A 16,142-nucleotide genomic window follows, 5' to 3' on the forward strand; every position below is an offset into this window, starting at 1 on the left:
AATGATCATGAGTAACAGCCGCCTTTCCTTCCTGGACCGATACCTGACGCTGTGGATTTTCCTCGCCATGGCGTTGGGTATCGGCTTGGGAAGCCTGTTCGAAGGCTGGCCGCAGTGGCTGAACAGTCTTTCCGTGGGCACAACCAACATACCCATCGCGATTGGCTTGATCGTGATGATGTATCCGCCTCTGGCCAAGGTTCGTTATGAGGAACTGCCTGAAGTCTTCAAGGACAAGCGCATTCTCGTTTTGTCTTTGGTCCAGAATTGGGTCATCGGCCCGGTGTTGATGTTCGCACTGGCGATCATCTTCTTGCGGGACCAGCCGGAATACATGACGGGCCTGATCTTGATCGGCTTGGCTCGTTGCATCGCGATGGTGCTGGTCTGGAATCAGATCGCAGGTGGCAACAATCAGTACGTCGCCGGATTGGTGGCGTTCAACAGCATCTTCCAGATCCTGTTTTTCAGCGTGTATGCCTGGATCTTTCTGGGGCTGTTGCCGCCGCTGTTCGGGCTGGAAGGCAGTGTGATTGAGACCAGCTTTGTCAGCATTGCCGAGTCGGTCCTGATCTACCTGGGTGTGCCGTTCCTGGCAGGCTTCCTGACCCGCAAGATCCTCATTGCCCGTAAAGGTGAAGCTTGGTTTCAGGAGCGCTTCATTCCAAAGATCAGCCCGCTGACACTGGTGGCACTGTTGTTGACCATCGTGGCCATGTTCAGCCTCAAGGGTGATGTGGTGCTGCAATTGCCGCTGGATGTATTGCGTATCGCGATCCCTCTGACGATCTACTTCGTGGTGATGTTTTTCATCAGCTTCTGGATGGGCAAATTGCTCAAGGCTGACTATCCGCGCACCACCGCACTGGCTTTCACAGCCGCGAGCAACAACTTCGAACTGGCGATTGCCGTGGCCATTGCCACCTTCGGCCTGGCTTCCCCGGTCGCTTTCGCCACGGTGATTGGTCCGCTGGTGGAAGTACCGGTTCTGATTTCCCTGGTCGGTGTGGCCCTTTGGCTGAAACGCCGCTGGTTCGATGAATCCAAGAGCGCCATTGCGCAGGACAAAGACTATGTTTGATGACCACATCCCCCAACTCGATACCGAACTGGTCGATCTCCCATCGACTGACAAGCTGGGCATCGAGAAGACCTCTATCCATAAGCCACGCATTTTGCTGCTGTACGGATCGACCCGTGAGCGCTCCTTCAGTCGCCTGATGGTTGAGGAGGCCGCTCGACTGCTGGAACACTTCGGCGCCGAGGCGCGGATTTTCAATCCGTCAGGTTTGCCGCTGCCAGATGACGCACCCGACGATCATCCCTGTGTGAAGGAACTGCGCGAGTTGATGCTGTGGTCCGAGGGGCAAGTCTGGTGCTCTCCAGAACGTCACGGTTCCATGAGCGCAGTGTTCAAGGCTCAGATCGACTGGGTGCCACTGGCCATGGGCGCGGTACGCCCGACCCAGGGCAAAACCCTCGCCGTCATGCAGGTGTGCGGTGGCTCGCAGTCGTTCAACGTGGTCAATCAGCTGCGCGTGCTGGGACGTTGGATGCGCATGTTCACCATCCCCAACCAATCATCTGTGCCGAAGGCCTATATGGAATTCGACGACAACGGTCGGATGAAGCCTTCTCCGTTCTACGACCGCGTCGTTGATGTGATGGAAGAGTTGGTGAAATTCACACTGCTGCTTCGTGACCGCCAGGACTATCTGGTCGATCGTTACTCCGAGCGCAAGGAGTCGGCGGAAGAACTCATGAAACGTGTCAATCAGCGCTCCATTTGAGGATTTTTCACCGTGCAACAACACCCTTATTCCGTACTGCCGCTGGCTCAGTTCAATGGCCAATTGATCTTCACCCCGTGCCCAGGCACGAAGGGCACCAGGCCTTTCGAGGCGTTGCAAACACTTAAGGATGCGGGCGCATCGGCGTTGCTGACGCTGATGCCGACCGAGGAGTTGCTTCAAAACGAGATCGACCTGCTGCCCGAAGAGTGCCAAATGCTCGGCATCGAGTGGTTTCACCTGCCCGTAGAAGACGATCAAGCGCCTGGCGAAGCATTCAAAGCCGCATGGGAACAGCATCATCCGCGACTCCAGCAGCTGCTGACCGAAGGGAAAACTATTGCTATCCATTGCAAGGGCGGCTCGGGTCGTACGGGCTTGGTCGCCGCTCAATTATTGATCGAGAGCGGTATGCCATTCAGCGATGCCATCCGCGATGTTCAGTCGTTGCGTCCACGCGCCATTCAGCATCCTGCCCACATTGAATACATCGGCCAGTTCGACACCCAGTCGAACTCCCACTGACAACAGATACAGAGCACAACAACATGACTATCAAAGTTGGCATCAATGGTTTCGGTCGGATCGGTCGCCTCGCGCTGCGAGCAGCTTGGGGCTGGCCAGAATTCGAATTCGTGCAGATCAACGATCCAGCGGGTGACGCGGCGACCCATGCGCACCTGCTGAACTTCGACTCGGTGCATGGCCGTTGGAATTACCAGGCCGACTCCGAGGGCGACAGCATCGTCATCGACGGCAAACGAATCAAGGTGACGGCCAACAAGGCGATTGCCGACACTGATTGGTCGGGTTGCGATCTGGTGATTGAAGCCAGCGGCAAGATGAAGACGGTCGCGGTGCTTCAGGCTTACCTCGACCAAGGTGTGAAGCGGGTTGTGGTCAGTGCGCCAGTGAAAGAGAAGGGCGCGTTGAACGTCGTCATGGGCGTCAACCATCAGCTGTTCAAACCGGCTGAACATCGCATCGTTACCGCCGCTTCGTGCACCACTAACTGTCTAGCGCCCGTGGTGAAAGTCATCCACGAAAAACTGGGCATTCGTCATGGCTCGATCACCACCATCCACGACCTGACCAACACCCAAAGCATTCTCGATCAGCCACACAAGGATTTGCGGCGTGCACGTGCATCCGGGATGAGTTTGATTCCGACCAGCACCGGCTCGGCCACAGCCATTGCCGAAATCTTCCCAGAGCTGCGTGGGCGCCTGAATGGTCACGCCGTACGCGTGCCGCTGGCCAACGCTTCGTTGACTGACTGCGTCTTTGAAGTCGAGCGTGCCACCACTGTCGAGGAGGTGAATCAACTCCTCAAGAGCGCCTCCGAGAACGAGCTGAAAGACATCCTCGGTTTTGAGGAGCGTCCGTTGGTGTCCATCGACTACCGCACCGACCCGCGCTCATCGATCATCGATGCACTGTCGACGATGGTGATCAATGGCACTCAAGTGAAGATCTATGCCTGGTACGACAACGAATGGGGCTATGCCAACCGCACTGTCGAACTGGCCAAAATGGTTGGTCTGGCAATCTAAGGAGCGGTCATGAAAGCGTTGTCAGCCCTCGCTCCGGAAGTGCGGCAGTACTTGCTCGTCACGGGCAACTATTGGGCCTTCACCCTCACCGACGGCGCCTTGCGTATGTTGGTGGTGCTGCATTTTCACGCGCTGGGCTACAGCCCTCTTCAAATCGCGGCGTTGTTCCTGTTCTACGAACTTTTTGGCGTGATCACCAATCTTGTGGGTGGCTACCTCGGCGCTCGGCTGGGGCTGAACCGAACCATGAACATCGGGCTGGGCATCCAGGTCGCGGCGCTTCTGATGCTGACGGTTCCTGTCGCCTGGCTAACCATCCCATGGGTGATGGGTGCTCAGGCGCTGTCGGGGATTGCCAAAGACCTGAACAAGATGAGCGCCAAAAGCTCCATCAAGCTTCTGGTTCCGGATGGGCAACAGGGAAAGCTCTACCAGTGGGTGGCGATCCTCACTGGCTCGAAGAATGCACTCAAGGGAGTCGGCTTCTTTCTTGGCGGAGCCTTGCTGGCACTCATCGGCTTCAAAGGCGCCTTACTGGCCATGGCGGGTGTCCTGGCGCTGATCTGGATCAGCAGCGTGATCCTGTTGAAAAAGGACCTGGGCAAAGCCAAAGCCAAGCCCAAGTTTCGCGACATCCTGTCCAAGAGCCGGGCGATCAATATCCTCTCAGCGGCGCGGATGTTCCTGTTCGGCGCCCGCGATGTCTGGTTTGTGGTGGCCTTGCCGGTGTACCTGAGCAGCGTGTTCGGCTGGGACTTCTGGAAGGTGGGTGGCTTCCTTGCGGCGTGGGTGATCGGCTACGGCATCGTGCAGTCGTTTGCGCCCAACATCACTGGCAAGAAACGCGGCCACGTACCGGATGGTCGGGCGGCGTTTCTGTGGGCCATTGCACTGGCGGGGCAGCCTGCGGCAATCGCTCTCGGGCTGAACACCGGGCTGTCGCAACAGGCGGTGCTGTTGGGTGGATTAATGGTCTTTGGCGCGTTGTTCGCGGTGAATTCGTCGCTGCACAGCTACCTGATCGTGTCCTACGCCAAGGAAGATGGCGTGTCACTGGATGTGGGTTTTTATTACATGTCCAACGCCATGGGACGCCTGATAGGCACGGTGCTGTCCGGGTGGGTTTATCAGGTGTATGGGCTGGAAGCGTGCTTGTGGATATCGAGCGCATTCGTTCTGCTCGCAGCACTGATTTCTATCGGGCTGCCAAGGCATGCCGAGGCGATATGAACCCATCAGGCAGGATGCGGTGAGCGTCATCGCGCCACTCGAGTGTGGGAAGGGCTGGCAATGCCTGAACCAGCAAAAATCGAAGGCGCGTCATGAGCAAGTATAGCGACCTGCCTACACTGTCTTTCGGGGTGATTGCCGGCAGAGTTTGGCAGCCTGATTAGCCGCGAAGATAAGCGAGCATCCTTGGTGGTGAAAGAGGGCAGCGACTGTCCAGCCAACAGCCAAGGACTGCTGAAGGACATCCTCCTTCAGCGCATAAACGACTGTATGGCCAGTGTTCAGCTTTACGCTTCTGCGGAAGATGTCAGGCAAGGCTCCCCTCAACAGTCAGCGGTATACACAAAGGTTGACTGCCGTCTGCCTCAGGCGGACTGATCGGCGAGGAAGGCCACGATCCCAGAGACTGCGCTCCGTGCTGTTCGTGTGACCCTGATCAGCGCGGCAGATGCCGGGCCAGTCAACACTACATAGTGGAAGTGTTGAGATCGTTCAGCTGTTTCGGCTTTGACAATATCATTGCGTAGTCGAAATCCAGGCCTGGATATCCGCAACAGTCGGAATCTTCCCGCTGCTTACAACCTTCTCGTTGATCACCAGAGCCGGCGTGGCGAGGATGTCATAAGTCATCATCTTGCCCATATCGGTGATCTTTTCGAATTCGGCTTCGATATTTAGATTCTGCGTGGCTTGACGGGCTACGGCCTCCAGCTTCTTGCAGTTGGCGCACCCTGAACCCAGGATTTTGATGTTCAGCATTGGAAGCTCCTTGGTGTGTAAGTCAGCTTGCTGTTTGTTTACGTTGATAACGGATCAGTTGGTAAATTGCGCCAGTTATGGCGAGCGAAGCGGCCATTCCTGCACCAAGGATCAGCCAGTTGGTGCCATCGACCCAGGCACCATAGAGAAGGCCTGCCACGATGCTGAACGAAGCGACAAACCCAACGTAGGCTGCGGTCTTCTTGCGACCAATCACCGCCGCCACCATGAGCATGCTCTGCAAGCTAAGTTCAGGATCCGCCATCAGGTAGGCCAGGAGCGGACCAGGATGCATACCGAGATCAAGGAACATGCGGGCGACGGGCACTTCTACCAAGGTTGGGAAGTACATGAACACGCCGAACCCTACCGCTATGGCATTGGCGAGCACTGTGTTGCTGCCTGCAAGGCTTTCAATCCACTCGGGTTGAATAACCTGGCGAACCATGCCGACAATGAATACTCCCACCACCAGCACGACAAATATCTGCTTGACGAAGCGCCAGGCTTCCCACAGCCAGCCTTGCCAGTCTTCGGCTGGCAGTTTTCGGGCAAAGTACCAAACAGACAATAGGGTCAATGCGACACCGAACACACGACCCGTGAAGGTAAAGGTTAATGTGCCAGGTTCTGGCGTCAGTCGCATTGACGCGATCAGCAAGGTACTAGCGGTCAGACCCAGCGCAACCCATGTCCAGTTGTTGGCACCTTCAGTGATGTTATCCAGACCACGCTTGGCCGTGGCGGCAATCATCAGGAGTAGGGCGATGAGAACAGACCCTTGGAAGCTCACGCCTTCTTCTCCTTTACTGGCGTCGTATGGAACCCAGTCAAACAAGGTGTCCTGCCACGCCTGGGGCCAGAAAAGCGGGACTTTGAAACTGATCAAATCTGCGGTCAGGGGCCACAGTTTCAAGGTGCCCGCAATCAGCAATGCCACCAAAGATAGCAGTACGCCCAGTGCAGGCCGGGAAACGTGGGCCTTCTCTGCGAACAGGGCATCCGCCTGTGCGTCGTGGGTCAGGTCGTCTTTCCAGAATAGGGTAGCCATCAGCAAGCCAATACCGATGCCGAAGATCAGGCAGAGGATCAGACGGGCGATTGCAAACTCCGCTCCCAGAATGCTGCCGGTATAGGCCAGGGCCATGATGTTTCCTGCGGGAGCAAAAAACAGAAAGGTGATCGCCGGGCCGATACCTGCTCCTTTGCGGTAAACGCCCGCGAACAAAGGAACAATCGTGCATGAACAGACGGCTATCAGCGATCCAGCAAGTGCCGCCGCCGGGTAGGAAACGTAGACAGGTGCATGTCGACCTAGCCAGTGAGTGATACTGGCTTTCGGAATAAGTGCTGTCATGGCCCCGGCAATAAAAAACGCCGGCAACAGGCAAAGAAGGACGTGGGCCGCCAAGTAGGAAGCTAGACTGCCGGCTCCGCCATTGAATAGCTTGAGTACGAGGTCCATGGAGAGCCCTCAATCCTTAGCGTTAAGGCCAGCTTTTATGGTATCCGCTGGGCGTTGACCGGGTTTGACTTCGATCAGTTGCACGCAGAAAAACTTTACGTAATTCGCTGGACCACAGCACGGCGCTGCCCATTGCAAAGCAGATCACCCACTGAGCTGGAGTCAAGGGTGTGGTGATGAAAGCCCGATTCAGGGGCGCCTCCAAGGTGGCTATCACGATCAACCGGAATCGCTGCGACCATCGCCGCCGAAATGGCAATCAGGGCCTCATACACACCAAACCAGTGCGGCTACTGCTAAGAGGCGGGGATTGCGCTCAGGCCCGCGCACGATCATTTCGCTCATGTCCACTACTCGTATGATGTAGGTGCATTAGTCCACGGACGGATCGCCAAGAAAGGTTGCGATCTCATTGACTGTGCTGCGTGCTGTGCGTGTTACACCGATCAGCGTGGCGGAAGCCGAACCTGTCCACTCGCCATAGCCCACCAGCCATAGTCTTGGCTCTTGGATCGAGTGAGTGCCGTTGACCTCAACACGGCCTTCGGAGTTGATCACCCCCAGCGTATCCAGATGCTGTAGGGCTGGTCTGAATCCGGTGCACCAAATCACCACGTCCACCGCAGATTCGGAACCGTCGACCCAAATCACGCCGTTGCGAGTGAAACGTTCAAAAGGGCGTGCAGACTTGAGGACGTCGCGCTCACGGGCTTCGACAACTGGCGGCACCATGACAATGTCCCCCAATCCGCCGACGGGCTGGTCGATGACGCGGCCCTCCTGCTGAGCTTTCAAGCGCTGAGTGGCACGCTCGAATAGTACCCGTCCATCCACTTCATCAGGCAAAAACACCGGCTCGGTAGGGGTTACCCAAGTGGTCTCAGCGACCTTGGATACTTCTGCTAAAATCTGTGCTCCTGAATTACCGCCACCTACCACCAAAACCTTCTTGCCAGCAAACGCTTGTGCTTCGACATAATGCGCGGAGTGCAGTTGCCGACCAGCGAATAGCTCGGCATTAGGGTAGTGAGGGATGTACGGATTACTCCAGGTGCCGGTAGCGCTGATTACAACCTTGGCATCCCAATACTTGTCGTCAGAACTTACTCGTAAGCCAGATTCTGTACGTTCCACAGTAGCGACCCGAACTGGGCGCTTAACCGGAAATTGGTAGCGCTGCTCATATTGGTTGAGGTAGTCGACCACATGATTTCGTGTTGGGTAACCCTCTTGCGGGGGGGCATCATCCAGCCAGGGATCGAACTCCAAGTGGCCGGGGAGAATAGACGTAGCGAATTCCAGCCGTGTCGCCAGGCACCACCGGGTTCTTCCTCCGCATCGAGGATAACGAATGAAAGTTGAGTTCGGCGTAGGAAATATGCGACCGCCAAGGCTGACTGGCCCCCACCGATAATGACTACGTCTAGCTGGTCACTGAGCGAATGAGTCATCGGAATGAACCCTGGATCGATGCAAGAGGGTCATCATTGTAGCGATTCAATTATGACTCCAACTGATCTAGCTCAGATTAAGAGGGGATGGCTGTCACCGTCTATTGCCTCGCTCTCCATGTCCTCAATTGGTCACCGCAGGTCAAGGTTTGATAGTCAAATGATTGCCTTCGACTTTAAGACGACCTTCGTTCTGCATGCGTCTCAACGCCCTGTATAGAGCCTCGTGAGTCAAGCCCAGATCTTTTGCCCAAGACTTGCGCGACTGACTGAGCGTCACGACGCCGTCGGAACCCTCGGTTTCAATGTAATGGGTGATACGGTCAGTCGCGCTATGCAGGCACAGCCTTTCGCATTGAGCGCGTAGCTTTTGGATTTCCTTGGTTAGTTCTGACTGCCAGGCTTTGCGAAATGCAGGCACATCTTCCAAGGCCGCGCGAAACGCTACGAGCGGAAACAGCAGCAAAGTGGTGGACTCGGTGGCTATACCGTCACAGTGGTAAGCGCGGCTGTCGAGACTGGCCTCCGCAATGAAGCCTCCGCATGAGCGTTGCAAGACCACTTCGAGGCCATTGCGGCCTAGCCGAACCAGGCGCGCTTCGCCAGAGATCACAAGATAAACATGACGAATCGGGTCTCCAATCAGAAAGAGCGTCTCGCGAGTATCGGTAACCACCCGCTTGGCCGACACACGCAGTGTCTCTGGGATGAGAGCCGCTGATGGTTGGGCGGCGATCAAAGCCGGCCAGTCCAATGCGTCAATTACGTTCTTCATATGATTAGGATCATACCCATGGAAGATCGTCACATCATAGGATCGATGTAACGTCAATTCGGAGAAAAATCATGCGCAAAATCGCTATTACTTTGGGCGTCATCGTTGCTTTCGCCGGAAGCGCTTTTGCCCAAACTATGGATCACTCTAAAATGAACCATGCCGCTCATATGACGACGATGGCCGACGCGCAGCGCGAAGCAGAAGTATCCCAACGCGGCGAAAAGGTAATGCCATTTAGCCTTGCAGCAACGACCCACATCTTTACGAAAAACGCCGAAGGCGGGATGCAGCGAGTTGTGGCCAAGAAGTCCACCGACGCCGACCAAGTGAAGTTAGTTCGCGAACACCTGCTAGAGATCCGCAAGCAGTTTCTGAATGGCGACTTCTCAGGCCCTTCCCGCATCCATGGCGACGACATGCCTGGTCTAGCCGATCTGAAAACCGCTAGACCAGGACAAATCTCCATCGTTTACCAGGATGTTGAGGGCGGCGCAGAGTTGATCTACAAAACGTCGGATGCCAGCTTGGTGACGGCCTTGCACCAGTGGTTTGACGCCCAACTTTCCGACCATGGTAAGGATGCTATGGAAGGGCATTCCAAGTAGACGAGAAAGCCCTACGGAATTTAAAAGACTGTCAAAGCATGACACTCAGCAACCATCCGGCTGCACCACCACCGATCACCACCAACCATGGCGGTTGCTTCCAAAACATCAGAGCGACTAGGCACACCAACGCCAAACCGAAGTCCTGTGGCTTAAGGATCGTGCTCGTCCATACAGGCTGATAAAGCGCCGCCAGAAGCAAACCAACCACCGCCGCATTGATCCCAAGCAACGCCGCTTGGATATGTACGCTGCGCCGCAGTTGCTCCCAAAACGGTAGCGTACCAACGATCAATAGAAACGACGGCAGAAAAATGGCTAGCAAACAAATCAACCCGCCGACCCAGCCAGAGGGCTCGACGCTCATCGAAGCACCAAGAAATGCAGAGAACGTCAAAAGCGGCCCAGGAACAGCCTGTGTTGCACCATACCCGGCAAGAAAGGTTTCATTGCTGACCCAGCCTGAAGGCACTACTTCTGCCTGCAACAATGGCAACACCACATGACCTCCACCAAATACCAGAGACCCGGCGCGATAAAATGCATCTACCATGGAGAGCGTCTGATTGAGTAGCATCTGGCTCATTATCGGTAAGCCGACCAGCAAAGCGAAGAACAGTGATAACCAGAACAAACCTGCTCGGTAACCGACCTTTATGGGCAGTGGATCATGTTCGGCGGCGCGAGCTGGTTTGAATAAAAGCAAGCCGGCAAAAGCAGCTACAACAATTGAGCCGATCTGCCCCCATGCAGACGGAACCAACAGCACCACACACGTCGTAATCGCCATGATCGTGATACGCAACGCATCTGGGCATAGATTCCGTGCCATTCCCCATACGGCTTGAGCGACCACCGCAACGGCAACGACTTTCAGGCCGTGCAGTACGCCAGGCGTGATGATATCGCTGTAGTTGGAAATACCTAACGCAAACAGGATGAGGAGGATGGCCGAGGGCAACGTGAAACCCGCCCAGGCGGCCAGCGCCCCAGAGTAGCCCGAACGAGAGAGTCCCAGCGCCATACCAACCTGACTACTCGCGGGGCCTGGCAAGAACTGGCAAAGTGCGACCAAGTCAGCATAGCTACGCTCAGTGAGCCATTGCCGGCGCGTGACGAACTCATCGCGGAAATACCCCAAGTGTGCGATGGGGCCGCCAAATGAGGTCAGTCCCAGGCGCAAAAAGATGAGGAATATAAAAAACGGTCGACGGTCACCCTTGCTGTTTATGTTCATGCACATGCGTTCCGCATTTAATTAGACATTTATGACGATGAGGAAAAGAAGACTGCAAACGGATCTGCGTCTACGAAAGCCGAGGGTGGTAAAAAGTCGTGAACCTTCATGTTGTGGTTTTCTCTCGCGATTTGCGCCGCGTAGACTAGGGCTCGGTAGAGATACACCTCGAATCTGGGCGCCATCATAGCGCTCGATAGAGGTGTCAAAACTCATTAAGCCAGTTCATACGAACTCGTTGTACCTTGAAAGTCTTACAGTTGCTGCTATAGGATGAAAACAGGAGATGGCATTCCTCCTTTAACCGCCTTTGTGCTGATGATGCCTACGTGAACCCTGGACAGGGTGCGTAGGTGTGTCTCCCTGTCCTCCAATTTAGGACAGGATCGTGACTCAAAACCTCATATCAGCTCCCTCTCTTAGTGCGCGGTTATCCGCACCTCCTCGGCTACATCAGCCCAGAGGAGACATGCAACCATGCTGAAATCACTTCTAGTCATTGCTGTAGGCGCATCAGTGGGTGCTTGGTTGCGTTGGCTTTTGGGCATGAAGTTAAACGCCCTGTTTCCCACGATTCCGCCAGGCACTGTGGTCGCGAACATGGTCGGTGGCTACATCATTGGCCTAGCCATCGCGTTTTTGGCCACATCCCCCTCCCTAAGCCCTGAATGGCGCCTGCTGATCATCACGGGTTTCTGTGGCGGACTGACCACCTTTTCCACGTTTTCCGCCGAGACAGTTGCCCTGATTCAGGAGGGCAGATTGCTGTGGGCACTCGGCTCGGTTTCATTGCACGTCGTGGGCTCGTTGGCGATGACCGCCGCCGGGCTTCTGTCCTATCAAATGATCGGCACGCGCTGAGGAAATGAAAATGAAAGGTTTTCTGGTGATTTTCTTTACCCAACAGAACCGTCGTTATCAGGGAAAGATGCTTGGCGACTGGATTGTTGATGTGGCTAAAGAGATGGGGCTGCGTGGCGCGACCTTGTCTACGGGCATTGAGGGTTTTGGGCACACTGGTCGGCTGCACTCCTCGCACTTTTTTGAGCTGGCGGATCAGCCTACGGAGATTCGCATGGCTATTACCGAGGATGAATCTGAAAGGTTGTTCAACAGGTTGGAGGTTGAGGATATTTCTGTGTTTTACATAAAAACTCCAATCGAGATGGGCACTGTCGGAAAAAAGACCAGCTAGCCTGAAACGTTCCTATACCCTTGGAGGTGCGAAATTGAGCTATGCGGGTATGTCAGCTGGTAACTCGATCCCCGATGACTTTTTCACCGTTATCAAGATCCCTGCAAACCACTCTCCGACCACGAGCAAGGTGGATAGGCGCTCAGCCCGGCGCGGTTTGTAAAGACAACTCGGAGAGATGACCGTGCAATCCAAGGATCACTGGGAAAATGTCTACACAACCAAAGCCGCCGATGAGGTGAGTTGGTTTCAAGAGCATGCCGCGCTCTCGCTGAAGTTGATTCAAGAGGCGGGCCTACCGCTTACGGCGTCGATCATTGATGTTGGCGGTGGCGCATCAACGCTGGTTGATGATCTTTTAGCTAGCGGCTATGAAAATGTGACGGTTCTCGATCTTTCTGGTGCCGCGCTGGCTACGGCAAAGGCCAGGCTCGGCGCTCGCGCAGCTGATGTGCAGTGGTTAGACGCTAATATCCTCGACGCCGAGTTAGGTTTGAACACCTACGACCTGTGGCACGACAGGGCAGTATTCCATTTTCTAACCAGCGAACAAGAGCGCTGCGCTTACGTCCGGGCGGTACTAAGGGCAGTCAAGCCTGGAGGTCTGGTTATAGTGGCAACCTTCGCGGAGGACGGGCCCAGCAAATGCAGCGGGTTACCGGTTATGCGTTACGACGCAAAGGAGCTTCACGCGGAGTTTGGTGAGCCGTTTGTACTGCTTGGACATGAAAAGGAGTCGCACCATACACCTGGTGGCAATGAACAGAAGTTCGTTTACTGCTTTTGCCGCAAGCTAGCCTGATGACCATTCGTTTTAGATGATCGTTTTTATGATGAGGAAGACGGTCTCATAGCCAACGGCGAACCTTTGCTTGAAAGGCCAAGAAGTCAACGCCAAACAAGTCCGCCAATGCACGCTCCTCGGGGGTGATCTGGAACCGGTACGCAATGGGTTCTCCACCACAGAACTCGATTGTAGGTTCGCGAGCAGGGCGCACGATCAATGAATAGGAGAAAGTAGTGCTGACTACGCCGTTCACGCGCCGCCTGAGCAACCGATCAATCATCGCCATCGCACTTGACCTCTTTCTTGTACTCATCTCGCTTGGCTTCGATCTTGACCTTGCAACCGCGCTCCCAGAATTCGTCTTTCCACTCACCGCGCCGCCAACTGGCGCCACGGCCATTCGGGCATTTGATCTCTTCCTTGTATTCATCGTCTTTGGATTCGATCTTTACCTTGCATGGCCCGTCTCTGTACTCGTCCTTCCACTCGCCACCCTCGCGTCCGCCTCGCCAGTGGTCCGCTGACGCTGGCGTCAACATGACTGAGCCCATTGCAGCCACCACCCACATACCAAGCATGGGTCTCACGCTCATCTCACCACCTCTGCAATAAAAGACACTACGTGGCCAAGCTTTCCCGTCGCCCACCGTATCAGCGTCTTGATCGTAACGGTGTGCCTGCAGGTGATACGACAACGATCTCCGGCGAATTCTCCTATAGCGAGAAAAAACAGTGTGCTAATCGTCGGAATGGAAAAATTGCAGGTATAGGGCTGCGGTTATGCGGCCCTCCTATGATTTTCGACTTCGGCGTCGGCGCCAACACACAGGCATCACTTAGATGCGCTGGTACAAATTCAGCCTCTGTACTTATTAAAACGCAGATAAAGCCTGGCTCTATATTCGAGAGATGCACTACTTATCTAGACCATTCTTCATCTATTCGATTGAGCACCTCCTGCTATCCAGTCAACGTGGTGGGCTATTTTTCGCAGCGCTGCGAAAAAACAGCAATTTTCTGCATAGAGCCGAACCACTGGCGATTCGATTTTTTGTCAGGATTAACGCGCGACTTTCTCTTGCCTTGAATAGCACCATTAGCACTGAATCTACTTGAACATAAGATGTTAATCGAAGGTTGGCAGGTGCGGGACTGCAATTGGCTTTTCTGCACTAATCCAGGCATCAAATCCGCCGGTGATCGACTTAACATGCAGGTAGCCCATATTGTTCATTGACGCGGCCGTAAGTGCGGCACGGCCACTTGTCTTGCAGTAGAGCATAACTTTAAGTTCTCGAGAACTGAGGATGCTGTCGTTAGTAAGTTCAAACTCCAGCATGCCGCGCGACGCGTGTATCGCACCTGAAATATGTCCAGCAGCATACTCATCCGCTTCACGCACATCGATAAGCACATCTGCATCCTGGATAGCCTGGTCTGCGTCTTTGATGGTGACTTCTTCGATCAGTGCTTTTGCCTCAGTTACTAGGTCATGGGCAGTTTTCATCATGATACTTTTAAAAATCCAATTAAGTGAGGTGATTACTTCTGCTTGGTGAGACAGCATTGGAAAACCATCTGGACATAGATACGCACCAGACGATTATTCCGTCTATTACAAGAAAGCTCCGAAGAAGTTACAGCGACTTGGTCGAGTAGTACCAATCAATCGTATCGTAACCTTCGGCGGCACGATTTTCGGCGGCCTCGGCAGTCTTCGGTGGCGGTACGATGACCGGTAAGCCAGGGCACCAGTTTTCGGGCGTAGCAATACCATTCGCATCCGATGTTTGCATGGCCGTTAACAGCCGTACGAACTCTTCAATGCTGCGGCCATTGCTCATTGGGTAGTAGACCATCGCACGCAAAATGCCTTTTGGATCGATGAAGAAAGTTGCACGCACTGCTTGGGTGTCGGCTGCTCCAGGATGGATCATGCCGTACGCTCTAGCGACATCCATCTTGATATCTTCGATAATCGGAAACGGGATGCTGACGCCAAATTTTTCTTTAATATTGCGCACCCAAGCCAGATGCGAGAATAGGCTGTCGATCGAAAGGCCAAGCAATTCGCAATCCATCTTGGCAAATCGCGGGGCTGCGTTGGCAAAACCAATGAACTCTGTAGTACAGACCGGCGTAAAATCGGCTGGATGGGAGAACAAGATAAGCCACTTGCCCTTATAGTGATCCAATGTCCGATCACCATGAGTAGTTCTGACGTTGAAGGCGGGTGCTGGCTCATTGAGACGCGGAAAACTCGACTGTTGGACAATATCCATTGCGAAAACCTCTTGGGCTTAGTATTGCAATAATGATGACTATCAGAAAGTTCAGACTGAAGAACATCACTTAAACTGCTCTCATAAGGAGCAGGTAAAAACCAATTAAAAATATTGCGATTGTGCGGATGCTGAAAATAGACGCGACGTTCAGACGGGTGTCGCAATACCTGCACTTTGCCCATCAGTATTAATCATATGATCGGCCATTTCGGAAAACATACGTTGCAGCTTGCTATTTAGCGCTATGTCATTCACCTGCTCATCAATTGCCTGACGCATGCACAGCATCCATTCGTTGCGTTCAACAATACTGACTGCAAAGGGCGCATGTCGCATGCGCAGACGCGGGTGGCCGCGCTCCAGTTGGAACAATGGCGGGCCGCCAAACCAGCCGCTGAGGAACTTAAATAGACTGTCAGCGCTGTCGGCGAGACTCGATGGATGCATCAGGCGCACCACTCGCGCTTCAGATAGCGTATCCATCAACTCGTAAAAGCGGTTGACGAGTTTACGGATGCCTGATTCACCCCCTAACTGGAGATAAGTACTGGTGCTGTCCTTATATCGGACACTCAAGAGTTCAGTCATGTCGTCGGTCCTCAATGTAGAAACTTTACCCAGCCAGCAAGTGCAAGTGCCGCAAAGCAGGTCCAGCCTGAGAAAAGCCAACGCCAGACGAGCATCCGCGGGACAAAACCCACACCTCTCACGAAGGCCACACTCATGGCCGCAAACAATGCAGTAGCCAGCACATGGTCAGCTTTCCCATCGGGGGCTGCCATCATGGGGGATAGAGCGTACATGCGAGCATGATCGCTACAGCGATAAGCAAACTCAGCAAATTAATTTGTGAGGATGGTGGGGCGTTAGCGACACGCGGCATCATGTCCGCGTCTCGTCATTGTCGCTTAAGGCTCGGCCGCCTTCGTTCTCGCCCCACATCGCATTCAATATAGCCAGTAGCAATGCAAAACCGACTCCCAGCATCCAGGCGAAATACCACATAG

The 16,142-nt window shown here is 54.4% G+C and carries 20 protein-coding genes, 3 pseudogenes and 1 riboswitch; of the genes and pseudogenes, 11 read left to right on the forward strand and 12 right to left on the reverse strand.

From position 1 onward, the window contains the following. Window positions 1-7: 7 nt before the first annotated feature. Genes arsB through arsJ form a run of 5 tightly spaced genes read left to right on the forward strand, consistent with a single transcriptional unit; the run spans window position 8 to window position 4,573 of the window. Window positions 8-1,081, forward strand: a complete 1,074-nt coding sequence (gene arsB / locus PFAS1_RS21935) for an ACR3 family arsenite efflux transporter (protein WP_076030486.1) — start codon at window positions 8-10, stop codon at window positions 1,079-1,081. Beyond that, window positions 1,074-1,790, forward strand: a complete 717-nt coding sequence (arsH, locus tag PFAS1_RS21940; RefSeq protein ID WP_076030487.1) for an arsenical resistance protein ArsH — start codon at window positions 1,074-1,076, stop codon at window positions 1,788-1,790. Before arsB ends, arsH begins: the two co-directional genes overlap by 8 nt. Window positions 1,791-1,802: 12 nt before the next feature. Continuing rightward, window positions 1,803-2,315, forward strand: a complete 513-nt coding sequence (locus PFAS1_RS21945; RefSeq protein WP_076030488.1) for a cyclin-dependent kinase inhibitor 3 family protein — start codon at window positions 1,803-1,805, stop codon at window positions 2,313-2,315. A gap of 23 nt (window positions 2,316-2,338) precedes the next feature. Continuing rightward, window positions 2,339-3,343: an ArsJ-associated glyceraldehyde-3-phosphate dehydrogenase gene (locus PFAS1_RS21950; RefSeq protein ID WP_076030489.1), complete on the forward strand. Its 1,005-nt coding sequence runs from the start codon at window positions 2,339-2,341 to the stop codon at window positions 3,341-3,343. Window positions 3,344-3,352: 9 nt separating this feature from the next. Further along, complete coding sequence (gene arsJ / locus PFAS1_RS21955; protein ID WP_076030490.1) at window positions 3,353-4,573, forward strand: organoarsenical effux MFS transporter ArsJ; 1,221 nt, start codon at window positions 3,353-3,355, stop codon at window positions 4,571-4,573. 516 nt (window positions 4,574-5,089) lie between these two features. Here arsJ and PFAS1_RS21960 read toward each other — a convergent pair. The 5 genes and pseudogenes from PFAS1_RS21960 to PFAS1_RS21980 form a co-directional block, all read right to left on the reverse strand. Beyond that, window positions 5,090-5,332 (reverse strand): thioredoxin family protein, encoded by a 243-nt coding sequence (locus tag PFAS1_RS21960; protein WP_076030491.1) that lies wholly within the window; start codon window positions 5,330-5,332, stop codon window positions 5,090-5,092. 22 nt (window positions 5,333-5,354) lie between these two features. Next, window positions 5,355-6,797: a permease gene (locus tag PFAS1_RS21965; RefSeq protein ID WP_076030492.1), complete on the reverse strand. Its 1,443-nt coding sequence runs from the start codon at window positions 6,795-6,797 to the stop codon at window positions 5,355-5,357. A 22-nt stretch (window positions 6,798-6,819) separates the two neighbouring features. Beyond that, on the reverse strand, window positions 6,820-7,014 hold the full coding sequence (locus PFAS1_RS29575; protein WP_232252280.1) for a cation transporting ATPase C-terminal domain-containing protein: 195 nt from the start codon (window positions 7,012-7,014) through the stop codon (window positions 6,820-6,822). A 155-nt stretch (window positions 7,015-7,169) separates the two neighbouring features. Then, window positions 7,170-8,248 (reverse strand): annotated as a pseudogene (locus PFAS1_RS21975) (ArsO family NAD(P)H-dependent flavin-containing monooxygenase). A gap of 142 nt (window positions 8,249-8,390) precedes the next feature. Next, complete coding sequence (locus PFAS1_RS21980) at window positions 8,391-9,023, reverse strand: Crp/Fnr family transcriptional regulator (RefSeq protein WP_076030494.1); 633 nt, start codon at window positions 9,021-9,023, stop codon at window positions 8,391-8,393. A gap of 71 nt (window positions 9,024-9,094) precedes the next feature. Here PFAS1_RS21980 and PFAS1_RS21985 point away from each other — a divergent pair, with 71 nt between their 5' ends. Then, on the forward strand, window positions 9,095-9,631 hold the full coding sequence (locus tag PFAS1_RS21985; RefSeq protein ID WP_076030495.1) for an aspartate carbamoyltransferase: 537 nt from the start codon (window positions 9,095-9,097) through the stop codon (window positions 9,629-9,631). A 31-nt stretch (window positions 9,632-9,662) separates the two neighbouring features. Here the strand turns inward: PFAS1_RS21985 and chrA are convergent, their stop codons facing one another. Further along, the gene (gene chrA, locus PFAS1_RS21990; protein ID WP_156886742.1) at window positions 9,663-10,868 is read right to left on the reverse strand and encodes a chromate efflux transporter; all 1,206 of its coding nucleotides are present in this window, start codon (window positions 10,866-10,868) and stop codon (window positions 9,663-9,665) included. 273 nt (window positions 10,869-11,141) lie between these two features. Continuing rightward, window positions 11,142-11,203, forward strand: a riboswitch (Fluoride riboswitch). 142 nt (window positions 11,204-11,345) lie between these two features. Here chrA and crcB point away from each other — a divergent pair. The 4 genes and pseudogenes from crcB (at window position 11,346) to PFAS1_RS22005 (ending at window position 12,865) form a co-directional block, all read left to right on the forward strand. Further along, on the forward strand, window positions 11,346-11,729 hold the full coding sequence (gene crcB / locus PFAS1_RS21995; protein WP_076030497.1) for a fluoride efflux transporter CrcB: 384 nt from the start codon (window positions 11,346-11,348) through the stop codon (window positions 11,727-11,729). A gap of 10 nt (window positions 11,730-11,739) precedes the next feature. Then, the gene (locus PFAS1_RS22000; RefSeq protein ID WP_076030498.1) at window positions 11,740-12,063 is read left to right on the forward strand and encodes a DUF190 domain-containing protein; all 324 of its coding nucleotides are present in this window, start codon (window positions 11,740-11,742) and stop codon (window positions 12,061-12,063) included. A 34-nt stretch (window positions 12,064-12,097) separates the two neighbouring features. Then, window positions 12,098-12,214, forward strand: a pseudogene (locus PFAS1_RS30000) (inorganic diphosphatase); the annotation flags it as partial. Between the two features lie 33 nt (window positions 12,215-12,247). Then, complete coding sequence (locus PFAS1_RS22005; RefSeq protein WP_076031571.1) at window positions 12,248-12,865, forward strand: class I SAM-dependent methyltransferase; 618 nt, start codon at window positions 12,248-12,250, stop codon at window positions 12,863-12,865. Between the two features lie 257 nt (window positions 12,866-13,122). On the opposite strand, the gene PFAS1_RS22015 is transcribed toward PFAS1_RS22005, so the two are convergent. Further along, window positions 13,123-13,443, reverse strand: coding sequence for a hypothetical protein (locus tag PFAS1_RS22015; RefSeq protein WP_076030499.1), 321 nt, complete (start codon window positions 13,441-13,443; stop codon window positions 13,123-13,125). Window positions 13,444-13,472: 29 nt separating this feature from the next. Between PFAS1_RS22015 and PFAS1_RS29580 the strand changes: the two genes are divergently transcribed. Continuing rightward, window positions 13,473-13,937 carry a hypothetical protein gene (locus PFAS1_RS29580; protein WP_156886743.1) on the forward strand — a complete coding sequence of 155 codons (465 nt, stop codon included), beginning with the start codon at window positions 13,473-13,475 and terminating at the stop codon, window positions 13,935-13,937. A 39-nt stretch (window positions 13,938-13,976) separates the two neighbouring features. On the opposite strand, the gene PFAS1_RS22020 is transcribed toward PFAS1_RS29580, so the two are convergent. The 5 genes and pseudogenes from PFAS1_RS22020 to cydX all read right to left on the reverse strand — a co-directional run bounded on the left by PFAS1_RS22020 (window position 13,977) and on the right by cydX (window position 16,140). Further along, on the reverse strand, window positions 13,977-14,357 hold the full coding sequence (locus tag PFAS1_RS22020) for a rhodanese-like domain-containing protein (protein ID WP_076031572.1): 381 nt from the start codon (window positions 14,355-14,357) through the stop codon (window positions 13,977-13,979). Between the two features lie 130 nt (window positions 14,358-14,487). After that, entirely contained in the window at window positions 14,488-15,132 is a 645-nt protein-coding gene (locus tag PFAS1_RS22025) for a peroxiredoxin (RefSeq protein WP_076030500.1), read from the reverse strand. A 150-nt stretch (window positions 15,133-15,282) separates the two neighbouring features. Then, the gene (locus tag PFAS1_RS22030) at window positions 15,283-15,723 is read right to left on the reverse strand and encodes a group II truncated hemoglobin (RefSeq protein WP_076030501.1); all 441 of its coding nucleotides are present in this window, start codon (window positions 15,721-15,723) and stop codon (window positions 15,283-15,285) included. Window positions 15,724-15,734: 11 nt separating this feature from the next. Beyond that, window positions 15,735-16,021, reverse strand: a pseudogene (locus tag PFAS1_RS30240) (cyd operon YbgE family protein). Further along, complete coding sequence (gene cydX, locus PFAS1_RS22040; protein ID WP_076030502.1) at window positions 16,018-16,140, reverse strand: cytochrome bd-I oxidase subunit CydX; 123 nt, start codon at window positions 16,138-16,140, stop codon at window positions 16,018-16,020. Before cydX ends, PFAS1_RS30240 begins: the two are co-directional and overlap by 4 nt. Window positions 16,141-16,142 lie beyond the last annotated feature (2 nt).

Source organism: Pseudomonas frederiksbergensis (assembly GCF_001952935.1).
In the GTDB taxonomy this organism is placed as follows: domain Bacteria; phylum Pseudomonadota; class Gammaproteobacteria; order Pseudomonadales; family Pseudomonadaceae; genus Aquipseudomonas; species Aquipseudomonas frederiksbergensis.